The 19,419-nt window shown below is 61.8% G+C and carries 19 protein-coding genes and 1 tRNA gene; 6 read left to right on the top strand and 14 right to left on the bottom strand.

Annotated features, from left to right (window positions below; all coding sequences use genetic code 11):
* Nucleotides 1-125 precede the first annotated feature (125 nt).
* Nucleotides 126-995 (top strand): endonuclease/exonuclease/phosphatase family protein, encoded by an 870-nt coding sequence (locus LB555_RS11085; RefSeq protein WP_015315191.1) that lies wholly within the window; start codon nucleotides 126-128, stop codon nucleotides 993-995.
* Nucleotides 996-1,094: 99 nt separating this feature from the next.
* Here LB555_RS11085 and LB555_RS11080 read toward each other — a convergent pair whose 3' ends face one another.
* The 3 genes from LB555_RS11080 to LB555_RS11070 all read right to left on the bottom strand — a co-directional run bounded on the left by LB555_RS11080 (nucleotide 1,095) and on the right by LB555_RS11070 (nucleotide 2,842).
* Nucleotides 1,095-1,682: a GNAT family N-acetyltransferase gene (locus LB555_RS11080; protein WP_140712513.1), complete on the bottom strand. Its 588-nt coding sequence runs from the start codon at nucleotides 1,680-1,682 to the stop codon at nucleotides 1,095-1,097.
* Nucleotides 1,683-1,800: 118 nt separating this feature from the next.
* Nucleotides 1,801-2,070 (bottom strand): 50S ribosomal protein L27, encoded by a 270-nt coding sequence (rpmA, locus tag LB555_RS11075; protein WP_015315190.1) that lies wholly within the window; start codon nucleotides 2,068-2,070, stop codon nucleotides 1,801-1,803.
* A 100-nt stretch (nucleotides 2,071-2,170) separates the two neighbouring features.
* A complete protein-coding gene (locus tag LB555_RS11070) occupies nucleotides 2,171-2,842 on the bottom strand; it encodes a 50S ribosomal protein L21 (RefSeq protein WP_015315189.1) in 672 nt (223 codons plus the stop codon).
* A 326-nt stretch (nucleotides 2,843-3,168) separates the two neighbouring features.
* On the opposite strand from LB555_RS11070, the gene LB555_RS11065 reads away from it, so the two are divergent.
* Together LB555_RS11065 and LB555_RS11060 are read left to right on the top strand one after the other, a co-directional pair.
* Nucleotides 3,169-3,258, top strand: a tRNA-Ser gene (locus tag LB555_RS11065).
* Nucleotides 3,259-3,732: 474 nt separating this feature from the next.
* A complete protein-coding gene (locus tag LB555_RS11060) occupies nucleotides 3,733-4,632 on the top strand; it encodes a hypothetical protein (RefSeq protein ID WP_224682884.1) in 900 nt (299 codons plus the stop codon).
* On the opposite strand, the gene LB555_RS11055 is transcribed toward LB555_RS11060, so the two are convergent.
* From LB555_RS11055 to LB555_RS11035, 5 genes are all read right to left on the bottom strand, one after another.
* On the bottom strand, nucleotides 4,624-5,982 hold the full coding sequence (locus LB555_RS11055; RefSeq protein WP_224682883.1) for a site-specific DNA-methyltransferase: 1,359 nt from the start codon (nucleotides 5,980-5,982) through the stop codon (nucleotides 4,624-4,626). The genes LB555_RS11060 and LB555_RS11055 overlap by 9 nt on opposite strands.
* 756 nt (nucleotides 5,983-6,738) lie before the next feature.
* Nucleotides 6,739-7,188 (bottom strand): hypothetical protein, encoded by a 450-nt coding sequence (locus LB555_RS11050; protein ID WP_224682882.1) that lies wholly within the window; start codon nucleotides 7,186-7,188, stop codon nucleotides 6,739-6,741.
* The gene (locus tag LB555_RS29485; protein ID WP_224682913.1) at nucleotides 7,178-7,354 is read right to left on the bottom strand and encodes a helix-turn-helix domain-containing protein; all 177 of its coding nucleotides are present in this window, start codon (nucleotides 7,352-7,354) and stop codon (nucleotides 7,178-7,180) included. Before LB555_RS29485 ends, LB555_RS11050 begins: the two co-directional genes overlap by 11 nt.
* Before the next feature lie 302 nt (nucleotides 7,355-7,656).
* Entirely contained in the window at nucleotides 7,657-7,875 is a 219-nt protein-coding gene (locus LB555_RS11040) for a hypothetical protein (RefSeq protein ID WP_224682881.1), read from the bottom strand.
* Nucleotides 7,872-9,098 (bottom strand): tyrosine-type recombinase/integrase, encoded by a 1,227-nt coding sequence (locus LB555_RS11035; protein WP_224682880.1) that lies wholly within the window; start codon nucleotides 9,096-9,098, stop codon nucleotides 7,872-7,874. Before LB555_RS11035 ends, LB555_RS11040 begins: the two co-directional genes overlap by 4 nt.
* Nucleotides 9,099-9,883: 785 nt before the next feature.
* Here LB555_RS11035 and LB555_RS11030 point away from each other — a divergent pair.
* Together LB555_RS11030 and LB555_RS11025 are read left to right on the top strand one after the other, a co-directional pair.
* Nucleotides 9,884-10,210 (top strand): low affinity iron permease family protein, encoded by a 327-nt coding sequence (locus LB555_RS11030; RefSeq protein WP_015315187.1) that lies wholly within the window; start codon nucleotides 9,884-9,886, stop codon nucleotides 10,208-10,210.
* Nucleotide 10,211: 1 nt separating this feature from the next.
* The gene (locus LB555_RS11025) at nucleotides 10,212-11,555 is read left to right on the top strand and encodes a phospholipase D-like domain-containing protein (RefSeq protein WP_210241776.1); all 1,344 of its coding nucleotides are present in this window, start codon (nucleotides 10,212-10,214) and stop codon (nucleotides 11,553-11,555) included.
* Between the two features lie 62 nt (nucleotides 11,556-11,617).
* Here LB555_RS11025 and recQ read toward each other — a convergent pair whose 3' ends face one another.
* Nucleotides 11,618-13,453: a DNA helicase RecQ gene (gene recQ, locus LB555_RS11020; protein WP_224682879.1), complete on the bottom strand. Its 1,836-nt coding sequence runs from the start codon at nucleotides 13,451-13,453 to the stop codon at nucleotides 11,618-11,620.
* Nucleotides 13,454-13,690: 237 nt separating this feature from the next.
* Here recQ and LB555_RS11015 point away from each other — a divergent pair, with 237 nt between their 5' ends.
* A complete protein-coding gene (locus LB555_RS11015; RefSeq protein ID WP_224682878.1) occupies nucleotides 13,691-15,112 on the top strand; it encodes a coniferyl aldehyde dehydrogenase in 1,422 nt (473 codons plus the stop codon).
* A 152-nt stretch (nucleotides 15,113-15,264) separates the two neighbouring features.
* On the opposite strand, the gene LB555_RS11010 is transcribed toward LB555_RS11015, so the two are convergent.
* The 5 genes from LB555_RS11010 to LB555_RS10990 all read right to left on the bottom strand — a co-directional run bounded on the left by LB555_RS11010 (nucleotide 15,265) and on the right by LB555_RS10990 (nucleotide 19,417).
* On the bottom strand, nucleotides 15,265-15,603 hold the full coding sequence (locus LB555_RS11010; RefSeq protein WP_140712433.1) for a cupin domain-containing protein: 339 nt from the start codon (nucleotides 15,601-15,603) through the stop codon (nucleotides 15,265-15,267).
* A gap of 10 nt (nucleotides 15,604-15,613) precedes the next feature.
* Entirely contained in the window at nucleotides 15,614-16,378 is a 765-nt protein-coding gene (gene kduD / locus LB555_RS11005) for a 2-dehydro-3-deoxy-D-gluconate 5-dehydrogenase KduD (RefSeq protein ID WP_224586300.1), read from the bottom strand.
* Nucleotides 16,375-17,226, bottom strand: a complete 852-nt coding sequence (kduI, locus tag LB555_RS11000; protein ID WP_140662554.1) for a 5-dehydro-4-deoxy-D-glucuronate isomerase — start codon at nucleotides 17,224-17,226, stop codon at nucleotides 16,375-16,377. The genes kduD and kduI overlap by 4 nt, the downstream gene beginning before the upstream one ends.
* Nucleotides 17,227-17,248: 22 nt before the next feature.
* Nucleotides 17,249-18,022 carry a FadR/GntR family transcriptional regulator gene (locus LB555_RS10995; protein ID WP_140874708.1) on the bottom strand — a complete coding sequence of 258 codons (774 nt, stop codon included), beginning with the start codon at nucleotides 18,020-18,022 and terminating at the stop codon, nucleotides 17,249-17,251.
* 114 nt (nucleotides 18,023-18,136) lie between these two features.
* Entirely contained in the window at nucleotides 18,137-19,417 is a 1,281-nt protein-coding gene (locus LB555_RS10990) for a TRAP transporter large permease (RefSeq protein ID WP_140822662.1), read from the bottom strand.
* Nucleotides 19,418-19,419: the final 2 nt, after the last annotated feature.

Here is a 19,419-nt window from a genome sequence, read left to right as displayed (position 1 = left end):
CAGTTTCTTTTATTGGCCTTGCGGCATTGCTCTAAACCTTGGGCCTTGCTCTAAACCAAGGCGCGGCGAAGGGCGAGGCCGTTTTGTGACGATGGCCGCGCGGGGTTGGCCGGAGAGACGTCGGAATGAAGCTTGTAACCTACAACATCCAGTACGGCATCGGTCTCGATGGACGCTACGATCTCGGGCGCATCGCCGACGCGGTGCGCGGCGCCGACGTAATCGCGCTGCAGGAGGTCACCCGCAACAATCCCCGGAACGGCAGCCGCGACATGGTGGCCGAGATCGGCGAGGCGCTGCCCGATTATTTCGCCGTCTATGGCAGCAATTTCGAGGCCAATATCGGCTCGCGCATCGAGGACGGCCGCGCCATCACCACGACCTTCCAGCTCGGCAACATGGTCTTGTCGAAAACACCCATTCATCTGTCGCGCAACCTGCTTCTGCCGCGCAGCCGCAGCTTCGAGATGATGAACTTCCAGCGCGGCGCGCTGGAAGCCCTGATCGAGACGCCGCTTGGTTTCATCCGCTTCTATTCCATCCATCTCGATCACCGCAGCCCGGTCGAACGCGCCAGCCAGATCCAGTTCCTGCGCCAGCGCCTGTTGAACTATGCGCTCGAAGGCGGTGCGCTGTCCGGCGTCGCCGAGATCGGCCTGCCGGAACTGCCGCATCCGGAAGCCTTTGTCGGCATGGGCGATTTCAACATGCTGGCCGGCTCGCCCGAATATGTCGAACTCGCCGGCCGGCCGGACCATGAATTCGGCATGCCGCTGACCGCCGACTTCGCCGTCGATGCCGCCCTGCGCCTCGATGTCGCCGGCGACGATCTCGTCTCCTGGGTCGATCCCAACGACCCCACCAACGCCAGCCGCCACAAGCGCATCGACTATATCTTCACCAGCGCCTCGCTTGCCCGGTCGCTGAAGCGCCTGTGGGTCGATAGACAGTCAGTCGGTTCCGACCACCGGCCGGTCTGGGTCGAACTGGGCTAGGCCCAAGTCTGGTCCCCAGCTGATTTGTCCTGTTCCGCCCCACGCGCCAAGGTGTGCCGATATTCAGGTCAGGCCGGCCCCACCTGAACATCGACGCACCTAGAAGTGGATCCAATTGCGCAGGCTCGTCCAGGTTTTCCTGTCGAGCCGATAACGTTCGACCGGCACCTGGCCGGCGACGATCGAATTCAGCATGCCCTGGCCGGCATATTGGAAGCCGCATTTGTGGATGACGCGGCGTGAAGCCGGATTGATGACCCTGGTCGAGGCCTGCAGCACCTGGATCGACGTCTTCTGGAAGGCGAGGTCGACCAGCGCGTGCGCGGCTTCCGTGGCGTAGCCCTTCTTCCAGTAGGGCTCGCCGATCCAGTAGCCGAGCTCAAGGCCGCGATCGGTGGTGTTCAGCCCGGCGCAGCCGACGAAAGTGTCGGTGCCGGCCAGCGTCAAGGCATAGGCGATGCCGGCGCGCCGCGCCTTGGTCATGGCGAGGAAAGCACGTCCCTCGGCCTCCCCATAGGGGTGCGGCATGCGCGCCAGCATCTCGGCAACGTGACGGTTGTCGGCAAGTTCGACCAGTTGCGCGATATCCCGCTCATCGGGAGCGCGCATCACCAGCCGCTCGGTGACCAGCACCGGGCAATCTATCGCGTAACTTTCGTCTTCTGAATCTTCCGCTTCGGCAACCATTTGAAGTCCTCCAGGCACAAGAAAAAGGGGAGATGGAAACCCATCTCCCCTGATCCTTTTCCTGGTTTTGCCAGACACCGGTCCCGAGATGGGCGCCGGTGTTCTAGTGCGGAACCGGCTACTCCGCGGCTTTGGTAATCGGGTTGACCGATACGTAGGTTCGGCCGTTGGCTTTTTTGTTGAACGTCACGGCGCCGGTTTCGAGCGCGAAAAGGGTGTGGTCCGTGCCCATGCCGACATTGACGCCGGGATGCCAGGTGGTGCCGCGTTGACGAATGATGATGTTGCCCGGGATGACGGCTTCGCCGCCGAACTTCTTCACGCCCAGACGCTTGGAATGCGAGTCGCGACCGTTGCGCGACGAGCCGCCAGCTTTCTTGTGTGCCATCTAACTAACTCCGATGCGCCCATGGGCGCTTGAATGGTCTTATGAACGCGTTCGCGTTCCGTTTCAAGTCCGATCCGGCGACGTTTCGCGCCGGTTCGCCTTACTTCTTGGCCAGCTCCTTGGCCTGCTCGCGCCAGTCCTTGATCTGGTCGGCGCTGAACGGCATGTTCTCGTCGATCTTGGCAACGTCCTTCTCGGTCAGCTTGGCGAGCTGCGCGAAGGTGATGATGCCCTGCTCGGCGAGATCCTTGGCGGCGACCGGGCCGATGCCCTTGATCACGGTCAGGTCGTCCGGCTCGCCCTTCGGCGCCTTGAACAGCGGCGCGGCGACGGCCTCGGCCCTCGCGTCTTCCTTGGGGGCGGCGTCCTTCTTGGCCTTGGCTTCCTTCGGCGCGGCCTCGGGAGCGACCTCAGCCTTGGCTTCCGCCTTGACGGCCGCCTTCTTGGCGGGCTTGGCGCCACCCAGCAGGATCTCGGAGATCCGCACGGTGGTCAAAAGCTGGCGATGGCCGATCTTGCGGCGCGAATTCTGGCGGCGACGCTTCTTGAAAGCGATGACCGTGCGGTTCTTGCCCTGCTCGACGACTTCGGCGGTCACCAGGGCGCCATCGACGAACGGCGCGCCGAACGTGACATTCTCGCCCTCGCCATGAGCGAGCACGTGGCCGATCTCGACGATGTCGCCGACATTGGCTTCGACTTTTTCGATCTTCAGGAGATCGTTGGCGGCAACGCGATACTGCTTACCGCCCGTTTTAATGACTGCGAACATTTTTTGCCTTTCGCTGTTCGGTCGGCCTTGATGAACCGCCTCTGGCGGTTCGGCCGTCTTTTTGTCAGTCTGCGGGTTCAAAAAACAAGCGGCGTGGAAGAACCCTCCACGCCGATTGCGCGCTGTCCCTAACCGAAGGTTGCGTGGGAGTCAAGGCAAACGGGCGGGGTTCCCTGCCATGCGGGCCAGACTCCTGCCGAGGACGGAGCGTGGCACTCCGAACGAGGCCCGTACAGGAAGCTGAATTTCCGGTGGATTTGGCCTTGTAACCTGCCCGTTCAGCCGTTATCTAGTGCGCCGCGCCGGCAACGGCCGACCATGACCGCGGAGAGGTGGCAGAGTGGTCGAATGCACCGCACTCGAAATGCGGCATGGGTGCAAGCCCATCGGGGGTTCGAATCCCTCCCTCTCCGCCATCACCACAGATCAAGGGTTTGTTTTTTAAGCGAAACCTTTCAGGGTCGCTCGGGCGACCCTAACTTTATCCCTAACATAGCGCTCTGGCTACCCGCACCTGGAAGGGTGGAAGCAGCAATGTCACGAGAGGCTATCTTCAGTTCGAAACTCCGAATTTTCGGCAGACCGACAATCCACATAAGCATCTGACTGACAAGGATAAAACAGGGACGCGGCCGCGATCCTTAATCCAAATTAAAAATGATCTCGTTTGGCGCTCTTGTCGCCTGTTCCGACGTAGCGCTACCGAGATCAAGCGGGACCCCGGAAGACGCACCTCCGCAAATGCCTCCCACCGTCCAAGAGGTCAGTTTGCCAAGTGCCTGCCTTCCCGTTTCTACCTTTTTCTGACAAGTTTTTTTAGGGTTAACGCGTCGTTAACCGACTTGCCCCTTAGTTGCGTCTGGATCGGATCAAGTCGCGAAGGACCGCAAGTGGCCCAAGATAAGTTTCTTAGCAACATCAAAGACCCCAACTCGGTCGTCATGGCTATTGATAAGGCCACCCGCTTTCCAGAAATTCTTGAGGTCACACTGGCGAAATACAAAGACGCTATTGAGGACTTCTCGAAACTGGTCCGAGAGGTCGCTACCAGCGGGGAACTACTGGAACGCATTCGCAGCAGCGAGTTCACCGGCAAGAAGCGCATGGCACTGCTTAAAATGTTCCGCCGCGCGGTAGCACCGGTAATTGACACCGAAATGGCCAAGAAGGTCAGTTCCGTGCCTACAAAATCTCTCATTGATAACTATGGCGCAACCTTCAAGCCGATCGAGCTTCTCAAGAAGCAGTTTGCCGCCCTTTCTCCCGAAGGGAAAGGTGCGTTAGCCGCACTGATTGGCGAGTACGATACGCGTGGCCAAATCGGCTATTCTCTGACGGGTTTGTTCTTCGACTGGTTCGAAACCGAGTTCGAGAATTTGATGACTATCGAGGGACCACGGGGCGCGGGGAGAGACATCGAACTCTCAACCGTTCTCAGAGGTTTTGTCGGCGAATATCCCTGCGACTTTGTTATCCGGAAAGCAAAAACCAGGGAGGTCTTGGCTGTCGGTTTCGCCCGCTACGACGCAACCCGTGGCGGCGCACAATCCGACGATCGCACCGGGGGTAACGCCTACAAGGTCGCGAAGGCTCGGGAATACTGCGAGAAGAGCGGCGACCAGATACGGATTGTGTTCCTGGCCGATGGCCCAGGACTGGCACATGGCGACACGTGGCGCGCCGCCGTCGACCTGGACGGCGAATGGGAGGGCAACGTCCGGGTCACGACGATGAAACTCGCAGATCAGCGCGTTACTGCGGACTGGCTTATGCGAGTGGCATCAACCTGATGCCAAGCCAGCTATTTCGGTCGGGTACGTGTTGAGCAGTTCTTCGTCGACCATAAAGTCGAAGTCGAAGTTGGTCTCTTTTCTAGGCGTCTTACGGGCAAGCTCGTCGGCATCCCGACTGCCAAACAGATCAATTATCTGACCCGCCCCACCCTTTTTCCTGTCGACGAAGTCGCCCATTGCCTCGACGCCGTGACGGAAACGCTTGATGGCAGTTTTCACTGCCGTGAAGGATTGATCGATCCCGATCCAGCGTCTGCCCAGTTCCTGGGCGGCGTGCAATGTGGTTCCTGAACCACAAAAGGGATCAACCACAAGGTCCCCTGGATTGCTGCTCGCCCCGACGATCATTCTCAGCATGTCAAAATTCTTCTCGGTCGGATATCCGGTAATCGGGATACTCTGATGGTGAGCATCGCGGAAATCGTTCCAGTAGTCGGTGTAAGGCACCTGCTTCTCGTCGGTAAGATAGACTTTGCGCCTGGGATTTCCCGTACGGGACCAACGTATCTCACCCGCCTTGTCCATATCTTCGAGCCGGTCTGGGGTGTACTGCCAGTGCTTACCGGGCGGAGGCATTTGGCCTCGCCACATCCCCCCGGTCGCGCCACCACGGGTACCTGGTGCGTGGATTGGCACGAGCTTGTAGCGTCCTCTCTCGTCTTTCTTGGGGTACTCCTTAGCGATCCACTCTTCGTCGGGCCTCTCGCCTGGTTGGTTCCAAGTGTAATCGTCAGACTTTGTGTAGAACAGGATATAGTCGTTGAGGTTCGCAAACTGGTGCTTTGTGAAATTCTTGCTGCTGCATTTGCGGCGCGTAATCATGTTCCGGAAATTCTCCGGTCCAAAAATTTCATCCATCACCATTTTCAGGTGAAAGAGCATTTGATGGCCAATATGGACGTAAATTGACCCATTGTCTGTCATAACCTCCCGCATCATGAAAAGTCGGCGGCGCATTATTTCGACATAGACGGCCACATCGCGATCATCGTTGTACGAGTGCTCAAGGCCACGAGAATGGAAGTCCATCCCGGTATTGTATGGCGGATCAAGATAGAAAAGCGTGACCCGCTGACCCGATGCGGCCATATCGTGCAGGGCAAACAAGTTGTCGGAAAGCACCAAGCTGTTCGGCTTGATTGTCGCTGGTTTGGAAATCCCATTCTTCGCAACGGTTTGAAACGACGCGTCTAGCCGCTTGGCCATGTCCCCCTTCGAAAGCCGGTTTGCATATTCCAACACGGGCGTCGCGTTTCCGGCCGGCAGTGGGTGCGGATCGCGATGAGGGCTGGCTGCCGTGATTGCGTCTTTTCCCAGCTTTTCGTTCTTTGATAGTCCCGTGGCCAACGCGCTTCTCCAATTTTTTTTGGTAACCATTTCATTACCGTGTTTAGGCCATGGGGCAAAGCGGGATTGCCGCGATCCAACAGAGAACGTCGAGTGCTATCATGCGGAGGTAGCGACTGCTCCGGTCATGGGTCTTAACGTTGGCAATGTGCCTCGCTGCCGGCCGCTTCTTTAAAGGCTTGACGTCTGCGAGTTTCTTTCCGTAAGAGATACTACTGAAGAGTACGTCGGCTGCGGCTCGGGCTCGGATGAGCTTGTTCCCGCCGCTCTCAACCCCTTGCTCTGCCTGAGGTTGAGGCTTGTTTCGGATGCTCCCTTCGCAACCAACTCAACGGTCCAATTTTCGTGCCGTTGTTGGTACATTTCATGTGCGGCTGATGCGGGAGGTGTGGGATCGGTTTTCTTCCGATAGTCGAATGTCTCGGTCCCTGGCATCTCGTCGATCTCCAGCCATGTCATCCTGTAAATAGCAGCGCGCGCTTTTTTCGCACCACTAGTCGCCCCTCGTCGCTCTTGCACAAGAAAGCGGCCCTCGCAGAGTTCCCGCAGCACGCTTCTTGCCGTGTTGCGGTGGCAACCAAGCAAGTCAGCGAGACCCCGCTCCGAAATCGTCAACGGGTTGCAACGGTCGGTCCAGTAGTCCCAGGTTAGCTCGACGCAGGCCCACCGCGCCGACACCGAAAGTGATCGAAAATACGGCCGATCCTGCCTGGCCAGCTTCGCGAACAAGCCGGAGATACTGCTCCTCCGGGACATCTATGCTGCATGCTCTTCGGCGTCGTTGTTGCTCGGCACAGCGGCAATCAGGTCACTCCGAGCGGTGCCCCGTTCCACGGCAGGGTCCGAGTTGCCACCCAAGAGACATGGACGGTTCTTCACGCCTGATCCATCGACCCAATTAGGCAGAGCCTCGACCACCGCGAGTTCGGCAATTCCCACCGGTCCGCAGCACCTATGGATGAGGCGCAAAAGCGCTTGCCGGGTCCGGCAGTAGCTCCGCCCCTCCCACCGCGCCTGTCCATGCCTCTTTCCGGCGAGGCGCTGCAAAATCCATTGGATGCCGTCCCTGCACTCAATGACGCGCCAGCCGGCGTTGAGCTTGACGACAACGGCCGGATAGTTTTCGCTTTCCTCGCGACAGCCGCTTTTTCCCGCCGCGATCACCGGGAGAGCACCTTTGATGACATGTGACTGATCAGGCCGCATGGTTGCCTCCACGCGGCAGGCCGTCGCGCCACATCAATAGGTCTTCCTTTCGAAAGACGGTCTTCCGCCCGATTTTCGTCGGACGTAGGCGACCAGAGCTGATCTCCCCGTACAGCTTGGTCCGGCAGACACCTCCCCACCGCGCCGCCTCCGGGACGGTCAGCACGGCACGGTCTATATAGGCTTCGAACAAATTCACTTTTCACCCCATCACGGCTGCGTTGGTTTCAGCGGAACCGTGCTCTTCGTGCACGGTCGTCCGCAAATCACCGCCGCAATATATCGGGGTCCGTTGAAAACAACACTACTTGTTTAGAGACAAAATATTTTGTCAGCCTCAGTGTATCTAAGTAATGGCCTAAATTTAGGCCAAACGGATAAATAAGTGCCTTCAATTTCAGAGGATTAGGATTTTCCAGGAGCGCATAATAACCTCTGTGGACAGCGGGGGCATCGCCGCATGCAGTCCTATCCTTGCATCGATCGCCGCTCCATCCGATCGAGTTCGGCAAGGGTCGCCTTTGCGCCCTCGACCGCCAGCCAATCGTCCGGATCGTTCTCTTCGATTACTATCTCGCAAGCGGCGCGGACGTTCGCCCTGTGGCGAGCGATGGCGGCTCGCACTTGCTCGTCGGTGTAGAGGATATCCATCTGGCCACCGCAGTTACCTTCAAACGCCTGGATCATGCGCTCTTCTTGCTTTCCAATTTCACGACGTTCCCGCTGCGGACCACCGTGCAATAACTGGCCCACGCATCCATAAGCTTGCGCCGCTTTTCGAGGGCATCGCTTCGTCGGTACGCCCGTTCGGTGGCGTCGCCAACGCGGTGAGCCAGCGCCTGCTCCGCGACGTCGCGCGGGAAATGTGTCGCATCACCTGCCCAATCGCGGAAGGCGGAGCGAAAACCATGCGGCGTCACGCCCTCGACCTTCATCCGCTCTATCAGCTTCGCAAACGCCATATTGGACAGCGGCCGCCCCCTCGCATGGCCAGGGAACACGTATTCCGAAATACGGACTTCATGGAGCGCCTTGGCGATCACCACCGCCGGCTTAGATAGCGGGACGCGATGCTCCTTACCGGCCTTCATGCGGCTGGCCGGGACAGTCCAGAGGGCCGCGTCGAAATCGAACTCACGCCATGTCGCGTTCAGCACTTCACCGGAGCGAGCGGCAGTAAGAATAAGGAACTCCAACGCCCTCGCGGACATGGCATCGTGCCCGCGTAACCGCTGGACGAATGCGGGAACGTCGACATAGCGCATGGCTTTGTGATGGCCGCGCGTGAGCCGATTGCGCACCGGTAGGACGCCGTCCAAATGGCCTCGCCAGGTGGCGGGGTTCTCTCCAGATCGCCACCCCTTGCCCTTAGCGAAGGTGAGTACGCGCTCGATGCGGCCACGAAGGCGGCTGGCGGTCTCGGCCTTCGATTGCCAGATGGGATTGAGCACTCGCAAGACGTCATCGGTGGTGATTGAGGAGACCTTCATAGCGGTGATTGACGCGGCATAGTCAGTTAGCGTCATTCGCCATTGCGCCTGGTGCTTAGCGTTGCGCCACTGGCTTTCCATCGTGCCTAAAAATTTGTCGACACATTCGCCGAACGTGGGCTCCGCTTCCTTCCGGCGCTCGGCAATCGGGTCTCGGCCATGCGCGACCCCCTCGCGGTGTTCCGCCGCGAGTTTGCGGGCGGTCGCGAGCTTCACTGCTGGATAAGCACCCAGCCCCATCTCTTTCCAGCGCCGCGTTTGCTTCCCGTCCTTCACGATGTTTGCCGTCCAGACAAAAACCCATGACTTTGCGCCGGTGGGTTTCACATCGAGATAGAGCCCCCCGCCATCGCCGTGACGGCCCGGCCTCAACACAGCCTTGCATTCGGTGTCAGTCAGCTTATTTAGCGGTCGCGCCATTACCAGTCCCTAACTTTGTCCCCAACTCAGGTTAGGGATGTTAGCGAACACCGGCGAACAATGGAAGACACGTACATCATCGACAGCGTTGAAAACATAGAAGATATTGGACGAGCGAAATCAACGGCGGACAGGGGTTTAGCGGTCTCCCTCTCCGCCATTCCCCCAAATAGAAAATGCCGGCGGCATCGGCTACCGCCAATTCGCGGGTTCGTCCCCATCCTCGGCGATAATGATCGCCGACAGGCGCTGACATGCGTGCGGCGGGACGCGACCGGCTGTCGCGGGTCGGAAAATAAGAAGCGATGCCGAGGAACCAAAGCATGTCCCTCAAGTTCGATATCCGTTTCCAGGGGAGATCGAGTTCAGCATGCAAGGTCGAGGGCCAATCAAGGCAGCACTTCGAGCACAGGCCGATGAGGTACGCATCCGCATCGGCATCCTCCAGCAGGAGTTGACCACCAACCGCAAAAGCATGGGAGGCACATTGCGGTTGGGGTACGAGATAAAGTCGAGGAAAGTCCTTCTCGCGCGTCTGGAAAGGGTATTGGCGCAGTACTCGCCGGGCTGCCTGCTTGACGACGTCCCGACGCTGCGGCGCTCCGAGACAGGCCCGCGATCGCAAGGCTCCCATTGCAGCCTCTGACGCTGCGGCCGTTCGAGACAACGCCCAACCCAGACGGATGGTCAGGGGCTGACGGCGCTTTCTGCAGACAACTGTGCCGCACGGCAGCCTTCGCCGACGCGCTCGCGGGAACCTGCGTTACCGTGGAAAGTTCCTGCTGATGGCGAATCACCCCATTACCGGCGCGCTCACCTCGATCGGCACGTGGACCTCTCGTCCGGCAGCATTCCTGGTCCTGCTGGCCTATGCGATCTTCTGGATCGTTTTCGACCGGCAAAGCTTGAACTGGCATGGCGCGGCCACGCTCCTCACCTGGGCCATGACGCTCTTCATTCAGCGGGCTGAACATCGCGATACCCAGGCCATTCATGCCAAGTTGGACGAAATGCTGAGATCAAACAGTTCGGCTTCGACCATCACCCGCATCGACGATGAAGAGCCCGAGGACATCGAGAAACATCGCGATCGCAAGCAGCAGGGCGACTGACATGCGCGCTGCCGGTCTCGTGGCGTTCCTGAGGGGCGCGAAGCCAACGCGGTTGGGTCGAAAATTCAGCCCGCTGCTCAAGGGATTAAGCTATGTGGCCGTTGCGGTTGTCGCCGGTCTGGCCACGTTGGCTGCCATAAACCTGACCCCTGAACCGCGGGTTTTGCGGACGATTGTCCCGCATCGCTTCGACGCATCGGATCCGCAGTTCGCGAGGTCGATGAGCAGCTACTCGCTGGGACAGATGTCCGACGCGAACGCGGTGCAGACCCTTGTGAACGGCGACGAGATTTTTCCTTCGATGCTCCGGGCAATCGGCGCGGCCCGGTCCACCATCGATTTTGAAACCTATATCTATTGGTCTGGGGCTGTTGGATATGAATTCGCACGAGCATTGGCGGCCAAGGCGCGGCAAGGTGTGGAGGTCCGCGTGCTTGTCGACTGGGTCGGCAGCCTGCCTTTCGACGAAAACCTGATCCACATCATGACAGGAGCCGGCGTGAGGTTCCAGCGCTACCGGCCGATCCATTGGTATACGTTGGACCGCGTGAACAACCGGACCCATCGCAAACTGCTCATCGTCGACGGACGGGTGGCCTTTACGGGCGGCGTCGGCATCGCCGACAAATGGCGGGGAGACGCGCGCAATCCGGATGAATGGCGCGATACGCACTATCGGATCGAAGGGACCGCCGTGCCTGCTTTCCAGGCAGCCTTTGCCGAAAATTGGTTGGAGACGACCGGTGAGACATTGCAGGGTCGGAAGTTCTACCCTCCGCCCGAACCGGCGGGGTCGCTCGGCGCCCAGCTGATACTTTCTTCGCAGCCAAATGGCTCGGAGAACATGGAATTGATGATGCTGGCCGCGATAGCCGCCGCGAGGGATCACCTGCGAATCGGAATGGCCTATTTCGTCCCCGACGACATCGCCCTCCAGCAGATCCTGGACGCCAGGAAGCGAGGCGTGTCTGTCGATGTGATCGTTCCGAACGCGCTCACCGACGTGCCTTTGGTTCGGAAGGGCTCGCGCTATTTCTGGGGCGACTTGCTTAGGGCTGGAGTGCGTATCTACGAGTTTCAACCCACCATGTATCATCCCAAGCTGCTGATCGTTGACGACATCTGGACGAGCTTTGGTTCCACCAATCTGGACGAACGCTCCTTGCGGCTGAACGATGAAGCCAGTCTGAACGTCTACGGCAGGGATTTCGCGAACACGCAGATCGACCTGTTCAACCAGGACCTTGGGAGGTCCCGGCAAGTTACCCTGGCCGAATGGGAAGCGCGTCCCCTGCGGGAAAAAATTTCAGACTGGCTGGCCAGCAGGCTGCGCTCCCAACTTTGATGACCTGGCTTTTACTGCTCATTCGACCAGCCTGATCAGCCCTACCGCTCGCCATCAAGCTTTCAATCAGGCTGTTGCGCGGCGATCGCGGCCAGGAAAACCGCGCCGAACTCCTTGAGCTTGGCCCCTCCCACGCCATTCACTTCGGCAAAGGCGTCGAGGTCGCGCGGGCGGCGGTCGGCCATGTCGATGAGCGTGCGGTCGGAAAACACCACATAGGCCGGCACCTGTCGCTCCTTGGCGAGCCGTAGCCGCAGCGACTTGAGCGCCGCCAGCAGCGAAGCATCGACGCCCTCGGCTCCGGCGGCGGCGCCTTCCCCGGAACGCTTCCTGCCGCGCGCCAGAGGGTCCCGCGTCTCGACGCGATACTGGAATGCAATCTCGCCACGGCCGAGCGCGCGGCCGCTTTCGGAGATGGCGAGACCGCCATGGCCCTCGGGATCCGGCATCAGGAACCCGCCGGCCACCAGTTGCCGGACCAGCGACAGCCACACTGTCTTTCTGTGCGCGGCGCCGGTGCCGAAACTGCTGAGTGTTTGATGAGCCCTCGCCAGCACCTTCTCGGTCTCGTGGCCAAGCAGGATATCGATGACATGGCCCGCGCCGAAGCGCTCGCCGCTCTCTGCGACCGCCGCCAGGATCTTCCGCGCTTCGGCACTGCCATCGGCGCGCGGCGCCTGGTCGAGGCAGTTGTCGCAATTGCCGCAGGCCTGGGCCTCTTCGCCGAAATAGCCGAGCAGCACCTGGCGGCGGCATTGCGCCGTCTCGCAATAGCCGATCAGCGTGTCGAGCCGGCGGTGTGACCGCCTCTTGTGCTCTGACGAGGCATCCTCGTCGTCGATGAACAGCCGGCGCATGCGGATGTCGCCAAGGCCGTAAAGCATATGCGCCTCGGCCTCGCGTCCGTCGCGGCCGGCACGGCCGATTTCCTGATAATAGGCTTCCAGGCTGCCCGGCATATCGGTGTGGAAGACAAAGGCGACATCAGGCTTGTCGATGCCCATGCCGAACGCGATGGTTGCCACCATGACGACGCCGGACAAGGTCATGAAGGCGTTTTGATTGGCTTCACGCGCCTCCTTGCTCATGCCGGCGTGGTAAGCGAGCGCGGTGACGCCGTTGCGCTTCAGAAAGGCCGCGATCTCTTCCGTTTTCTTGCGCGACAAGCAATAGATGATGCCGCTCTTGCCCGCATGGCGCTCGATGAAGCCGAGCAGCTGGCGCTTGCTGTCCTGCTTGGGCGCGATGGCCAGCTTGATGTTGGGCCGGTCGAAACCGAGCACCAGCGTTTCGACCTGCTCGGCGAACAGGCGGGCGGCGATGTCGGTACGCGTGCTCTCATCAGCCGTCGCCGTCACCGCGATGATCGGCACATTGGCAAAGATGCCTCGCAACCGGGACAGATCCTCATATTCGGGCCGGAACGCCGGACCCCATTGCGAGATGCAATGCGCCTCGTCGATGGCGATCAGGCTGACGTGGAGCCTGGAAAGGGCGTCCAGCATGCGCTCGGTCATCAGCCGCTCCGGCGCCAGATAGAGCAGCCGCGTCTGGCCAGATGCCACACGGCGCCAGGCCGCGACATTCGCCTCGCGGTCGAGCGAGGAATTGATCGTATCGGCCGCCACGCCGGCAAGCCGCAGCGCAGCGACCTGGTCCTGCATCAGAGCCACCAGCGGCGAGACGACGAGGGTGAGCCCGCCCAGAACCAGCGCCGGAACCTGGTAGCAGAGCGATTTGCCCGCGCCCGTCGGCATGACGGCCAGCACATGGCGCCCGCCAAGCAGTGTATCCATCACGTCGGCCTGGCCGGGGCGAAAATCGTCGAAGCCGAACACCTCCTTCAGGACGCGCCGCTTGGGATCCCCGGCCCTGATACCCGCCGCCTGCGCCGGCATCAGACAGCCGCCTGGCGGCAAGCGATGTTTCGCGTACGGGAGAGATCGGGCAAGATGGTCAAGGGCGACTCCTTGTGAGGCCTTGGAGTAGCCCACCGCTCATCCCATCACAACCGCCCTGTCAATGCCCTCGGCAACACCGCCGGCGACGCCTTCCCCAGCGGCACACGCACTCCTGATGGATTCCGCCGCGTTGCGATGTAAGCTTGCCCTCGCCGATACGCCACGGAGGGCGCGATGCTGCAGGTGAGACAGGATTTGCTGGGCGAGCGGTTCCGGCTGCAGCGCGCCGCCTTCAAGGCACAACCCTTTCCCGACCTTGGCGTCCGCAAGGACCGGCTGAGGCGCCTGCTGGCGCTGACCGAGCGGCACGAGACTGAAATCTGCGCTGCGATCGATGCCGACTTCGGCGGCCGCTCGGCACATGAAACCCGCCTGGCCGAACTGTTCGTCGTGCGCGCCGGCATTCGCCATGCGCTCGCCCATGTCGGCGCCTGGATGCGGGAGCGCCGCGTTGCCACCACCTTGCCGTTCCTGCCGGGCCGGAATCGCCTCGTCCCGCAGCCGCTCGGGGTCGTCGGCATCGTATCGCCCTGGAATTATCCTTTTCAGCTCGCCGTCGCGCCGGTTACGGCCGCGCTTGCCGCCGGCAACCGCGTGCTGGTCAAGCCTTCCGAACTGACGCCGGCTTTTTCCGGGCTGCTGACCAGGCTGGCTGGCGAACATTTCGCCCCGGATGAACTCAGCGTCATCGCCGGCGATGCCGATACGGGGAAAGCCTTCGTCTCGATGCCGTTCGATCATCTGCTGTTCACCGGTTCGACGGCGGTCGGACGCCAGGTTGCGATCGCCGCCGCCGCCAACCTGACCCCGGTCACGCTCGAACTCGGCGGGAAGTCGCCGGCGATCCTCGACCCCTCCTGCGATCTCGGCACCGCGGTTGCCAGCGTCGCCTATGGCAAGCTGTTGAATGCCGGGCAGACCTGCATCGCGCCGGACTATTTGCTGGTGCCGAAGGGACAAGCAGGTACGGTCGCCGCGAAGCTCGCAATCGCCATGGCGCGGCTCTACCCCTCGCTGCGCGACAACCCCGACTATACCGCCATCATCAGCGATCGGCATTACCAGCGTCTGCGCGCCATGATCGTGGAAGCCCGCGACGCGGGTGCCCATGTCACCGAGATAAACCCGGCCGGCGAGGACCTCGGTAATGCGGGCCGGAAGCTTCCGCCGACCCTGGTCAGCAACGCCGGCTCGGACCTGAAGCTGATGCGCGAGGAGATTTTCGGCCCGGTGCTGCCGATCGTCGAATACGCCACGCTCGACGACGCGATCGCTTATGTGAACCAGGCCGACCGGCCGCTGGCGCTCTACTGGTTCGGCGATGACAGCGGCAACCGCCAGCGCATCCTGCGCGAGACGGTCGCCGGCGGCGTCACCATCAACGACTGCATGCTGCATCTGGTGCAGGAGAACCAGCCCTTCGGCGGCGTCGGCGCCAGCGGCATGGGCGCCTATCATGGCGAATGGGGTTTCCGCACCTTCAGCAAGGAGAAACCGATCTTCCTGCAGTCGCGGTTGAGCGCAGGGAGCCTTCTGCGGCCGCCCTACGGCAAGACGTTCGAACGGCTTTTCGGCCTGCTCAGGCGCATCACCTGACGCGCATTAAGTCTATCTTCACCATGATGCGGCAGCTTTCGCACTCTGCGGTGATGTTTTGAGTACCGCGGCGCCATTGGCGCCCAGGCAACAACCCGCGCTTCCCTGGAGGCGCGGGTTTTTCGTTGGCCGAGAAATCGTCGGCGACCCGGTCAGGCGAGGAAATCGGCGCGGTGCGGCGTAAAACTGTCGACCAGCCGCCCCGCCTCGAGCGCCTTGACGCCGTGCACCAGGCCGGACGGCACGATGAAGCTGCCGCCGGTCTCGACGATTTCGGTCCGGCCGCCGATGGTCACCTCAAAACGGCCTTCGGCGACATAGCTCGCCTGCACATGCGGATGCGAGTGCAAGGCGCCGACACCACCCTTGTCGAAACCGAATTCGACCATCATCAGTTCGTCGGTGGAGAGGAGAACCCGCCGGCGATTGCCGTCGGGGGTCGGCGTCCAGGCACCCTGGCCGGCATGCGCGAAAATCTTCGGCTCGGTCATCGTCTTCTCCTCATCGCGCCAGCCATCCCCCATCCACCGGCACCACCGCGCCATGCATATAGTTCGAGGCCGGCGCCAGCAGGAAGACGGCAGCATCGCCAATGTCTCCGGGCTCGCCCCAGCGGCCGGCGGGAATGCGCCCGAGGATGGCCGCGCTGCGGTCGGGATCGGCGCGCAGCGCCTGCGTGTTGTTGGTGTCGATATAGCCCGGCGCTATGCCATTGACGTTGATGCCCTTCGCCCCCCACTCGCAGGCGAGCAGTCTGGTGATGCCGAGCACGCCATGCTTGGACGCCGTGTAGGACGCGACGCGGATGCCGCCCTGGAAACTCAGCACCGAGGCGATGTTGACGATCTTGCCCTGGCGTCCACCGGCAAGGAGGCGCCGCGCAAAGGACTGACACAGCAGGAAGACGGACTTCAAATTGACGTCGATCACGTCGTCCCAGTCGGCTTCGCCGAGATCGACGGCATCGGCGCGCCGGATGATGCCGGCATTGTTGACCAGCCCGTCGATCGGACCGTTTTGATCCCAGACGCGGTCCAGCATCGGTCCGACTGCTGCCGTGTCGGCAAGATCGGTGCTCACCGCCTCGAATTGGCCGCCCGCCGCGCCGACCTTGCTCGCGGTGTCGTCCATCGATGAGCGGCCGACGCCGATCACGGCGCCACCGGCGCGCGCGACCGAGATGGCAATGCCTTGGCCGATGCCGGTGTTGGCGCCGGTCACCAGGATGCGCTTGCCGGCCAGGCTGAAGGCGGAGAGGTCGCTCACCGCAGCATGTCCATCGCCACCGGATCGACATCGGTGTAGTCGACATTGTCGCCGGCCATCGCCCAGATGAAGGCATAGTTGGACGTGCCGGCGCCTGAGTGGATCGACCAGCCCGGCGACAGCACCGCCTCCTCGTTGCGCATGACGATGTGGCGTGTCTCGTCCGGCTCGCCCATGAAGTGGAAGACGCGGGCCGCCTCGGGCAGGTCGAAATAGAGATAGGCCTCCATGCGCCGGTCATGCACATGGCACGGCATGGTGTTCCAGATCGAGCCCGGCGCCAGCTGCGTCATGCCGACGACGAGCTGGCAGGTTTTTGTTCCCCCGGCATGGATGAACTGGAAGATCGAGCGCTCGTTGCAGGCCTCCTTGCTGCCGAGATCGAGGCGCTTGGCGTCATCGAGGCGGATCAGCCGGCTGGGATGAGCCTGATGCGCCGGGGCGCTGAGCAGATAGAACTTGGCGGGGTCGTTCCTATCGGCAGAAGCGAAGGAAACCGTGTCGGTGCCCATGCCGAGATAGAGCATGTCGCGCGCCCGCAGGTCGAAGGACTGGCCGCCGGCTTCGATCGTGCCGGCACCGCCGATGTTGACGGCGATCAATTCGCGCCGGTCGAGAAACCCCTTGGTGCCGGTCGGCTTGATCGCTTCCAGTGGCAATGCCGTTGCCGCAGGCACGGCGCCGCCGACGATCATGCGGTCGTAGTGCGTGTAGGTCAGGCTGATGCGCCCGGGCTGGAAGAGATCCTCGATATGGAAATTATGGCGCAGCTCATCCGTTCCCATGGCGGCCGCCGCCGCCGGGTCGATGGCGAAGCGCGATGTGTAGTCGGTGTGGTTCTGGCTCATTTCTGTCCTGGCTTTCGGTGGATCATTCGCCCGCGGCCGCCTTGACCGAGCTGGCGTAGTAGGCCTGCCGCGCCTGCAGCCGCTCGCGGTAACGCTGCTGGCTGGCGCCGAGATGGGTGCGCATCGCCTCGCGCGCGGCTTCGGCATCGCCCGCCGTGATCGCGTTCAGGATCACCAGATGCTCGCGCTGCAGCCCGCGCTGGTAGCTGTCGGACTGCGCCAGTTCGGTCGACCAGGGCGAGGTCACGTCGCACGGAATGGCGCGCCGGCCGAGCACGTCGAGCATCTCGACATAGAAGGGGTTGTTGGTGGCGCTGGCGATGGCGCGATGGAAGGCGAGGTCGGCCGGACCGGTCGGCTGGCTGTCGAGCAGCAGCCGCTCGAACTCGAAGAAGGCTTCCTGGATCGCCGCCTCCTGCGCGGCGTTGCGACGGATGGCAGCGAGCCCAGCCGATTCGATCTCGATCGCCAGCCGCACCTCGAGCACGTTGAGCGCGACCGAATCCTTGGCTCCCATGTCGGCGGCGAGCGCCCCGAACATGGTCGAAATATGCTCTGTGACGAACACCCCGGCGCCCTGCCGCGGCTCGACCAGACCGTCGGCGGCAAGCTTGGCCAGCGCCTCGCGGATGACGGTTCGGCTGACGCCGAAGGTTTCGGTCAGCTGGCCCTCGGTCGGCAGCTTGTGGCCGGGCAGGATCTCGCCCGCCTGCAACTGCTTGCGGATCGCCCCCACGACGGTTTCCGACAGCTTGGGTTTTCTCTCGACCCTGAGGTCGTTTGCGGTATCGGACACCTCGGTGACCTCCTAGTGCAATTCCACGAAAAGTGCATAGCGGCTTTCCGCCTGGAATTGCGTAAACACAAAGAGTTAGAGCGGTTCAACGATTCTAACGATCGCCGAACCGCTCTAATGGAACAGGCCCGGTAGCCACAATGAGATTTCCGGCACGTAGGTGACAAGCATCAGCACGGCGAAGGCGGCGCCGTAGAATGGCCAGATCGAGCGCATCGCGGTCCAGATCGGAATTCGCCCGATGGCGCAGCTGACGAACAGAACAGCGCCGACCGGTGGCGTGCAAAGCCCGATGCCGAGATTGAGGATGAGGATCACGCCGAAATGCACGGGATCGACCCCATAGGCCATGACGACAGGCAGGAAGATCGGCGTCGTGATGATGATCAGCGGCGACATGTCCATGAAGGTGCCGAGAATGAGCAGGACGACGTTGATCAGCAGCAGGATCACCAGCTTGTTGTCGGACACCGACTGCAGAAAGGCGACCAGTGCCGCCGGTACCCTAAGATAGGCGAGCAACCAGCCGAAGGCCGCCGCGCAGCCGATGATCATCAGCACCATGGCCGTGGTGCGCACCGACGCCGTCGTCGCCGCGACGAAGTCGCCCCAGCTCATCGAGCGGTAGATGATCAGCGTCACCAGGAAGGCGTAGACGATGGCGATGCAGGAACTCTCGGTCGCGGTGAAGACACCGGACCTGACGCCGCCGAAGATGATGGCGATCAGGATGAGCCCGGGAATGGCCGCGACAAGCAGTTGCAAGGCCCGGCCGAAGCCGGCGAAGGGCTCTGTCGGATATCCCCGGCGGCTGGCGACCCAATAGGCCGTTGTCATCAGCGACAGCGCCAGCAGCAGACCCGGCAGCACGCCAGCCGTGAACAGGTCGGCGATCGAGATACGGCCGCCGGCGGAGATCGAATAGATGATCATGTTGTGGGACGGTGGAATGAGAAGCGCGATGATGGCCCCGACCGAGGTGATGTTGACGGCATAGTCGACGCCGTAGCCGCGCGCCTTCATCTGCGGGATCATCAGGCCGCCGACCGCCGACGCATCCGCCACCGCCGAGCCGGAGATGCCACCGAACATTGTCGATGCGGCGATGTTGACCTGCCCCAGGCCGCCGCGCAAATGACCGACCAGGGAGCCTGCCAGCGCGACCAGCCGCGCGGCGATACCACCGCGCACCATCAGGTCTCCGGCGAAGATGAAGAACGGGATGGCCATCAGCGAAAAGACGCTGACGCCGGAATTCAGCCGCTGGAACACCACGACCGGCGGCAAGCCAAGCGTGAGGATCGTGGCAAAGCTGGCAACGCCGAGACAGAAGGCGATCGGCGTGCCGATGACCAGCAGGAACACGAAGGTGCCGAAGAGGACGATCAGGGCCATGG

It is taken from the genome of Mesorhizobium sp. BR-1-1-10 (genome assembly GCF_020165595.1).
GTDB classification, from domain to species: Bacteria; Pseudomonadota; Alphaproteobacteria; order Rhizobiales; family Rhizobiaceae; genus Mesorhizobium; species Mesorhizobium australicum.
Note: the sequence above shows the minus strand (reverse complement) of the source record. Positions and strands in the feature narration are given on the sequence as shown.

Coding starts and splice junctions, on each gene's coding strand:
- LB555_RS11085 (WP_015315191.1), top strand. CDS start 126: ATGAAGCTTGTAACCTACAACATCCAGTACGGCATCGGTCTCGATGGA.
- LB555_RS11080 (WP_140712513.1), bottom strand. CDS start 1,682: ATGGTTGCCGAAGCGGAAGATTCAGAAGACGAAAGTTACGCGATAGAT.
- rpmA (WP_015315190.1), bottom strand. CDS start 2,070: ATGGCACACAAGAAAGCTGGCGGCTCGTCGCGCAACGGTCGCGACTCG.
- LB555_RS11070 (WP_015315189.1), bottom strand. CDS start 2,842: ATGTTCGCAGTCATTAAAACGGGCGGTAAGCAGTATCGCGTTGCCGCC.
- LB555_RS11050 (WP_224682882.1), bottom strand. CDS start 7,188: ATGCGGCCTGATCAGTCACATGTCATCAAAGGTGCTCTCCCGGTGATC.
- LB555_RS11040 (WP_224682881.1), bottom strand. CDS start 7,875: ATGATCCAGGCGTTTGAAGGTAACTGCGGTGGCCAGATGGATATCCTC.
- LB555_RS11035 (WP_224682880.1), bottom strand. CDS start 9,098: ATGGCGCGACCGCTAAATAAGCTGACTGACACCGAATGCAAGGCTGTG.
- LB555_RS11030 (WP_015315187.1), top strand. CDS start 9,884: ATGGCGAATCACCCCATTACCGGCGCGCTCACCTCGATCGGCACGTGG.
- LB555_RS11025 (WP_210241776.1), top strand. CDS start 10,212: ATGCGCGCTGCCGGTCTCGTGGCGTTCCTGAGGGGCGCGAAGCCAACG.
- recQ (WP_224682879.1), bottom strand. CDS start 13,453: ATGCCGGCGCAGGCGGCGGGTATCAGGGCCGGGGATCCCAAGCGGCGC.
- LB555_RS11015 (WP_224682878.1), top strand. CDS start 13,691: ATGCTGCAGGTGAGACAGGATTTGCTGGGCGAGCGGTTCCGGCTGCAG.
- LB555_RS11010 (WP_140712433.1), bottom strand. CDS start 15,603: ATGACCGAGCCGAAGATTTTCGCGCATGCCGGCCAGGGTGCCTGGACG.
- kduI (WP_140662554.1), bottom strand. CDS start 17,226: ATGAGCCAGAACCACACCGACTACACATCGCGCTTCGCCATCGACCCG.
- LB555_RS10990 (WP_140822662.1), bottom strand. CDS start 19,417: ATGGCCCTGATCGTCCTCTTCGGCACCTTCGTGTTCCTGCTGGTCATC.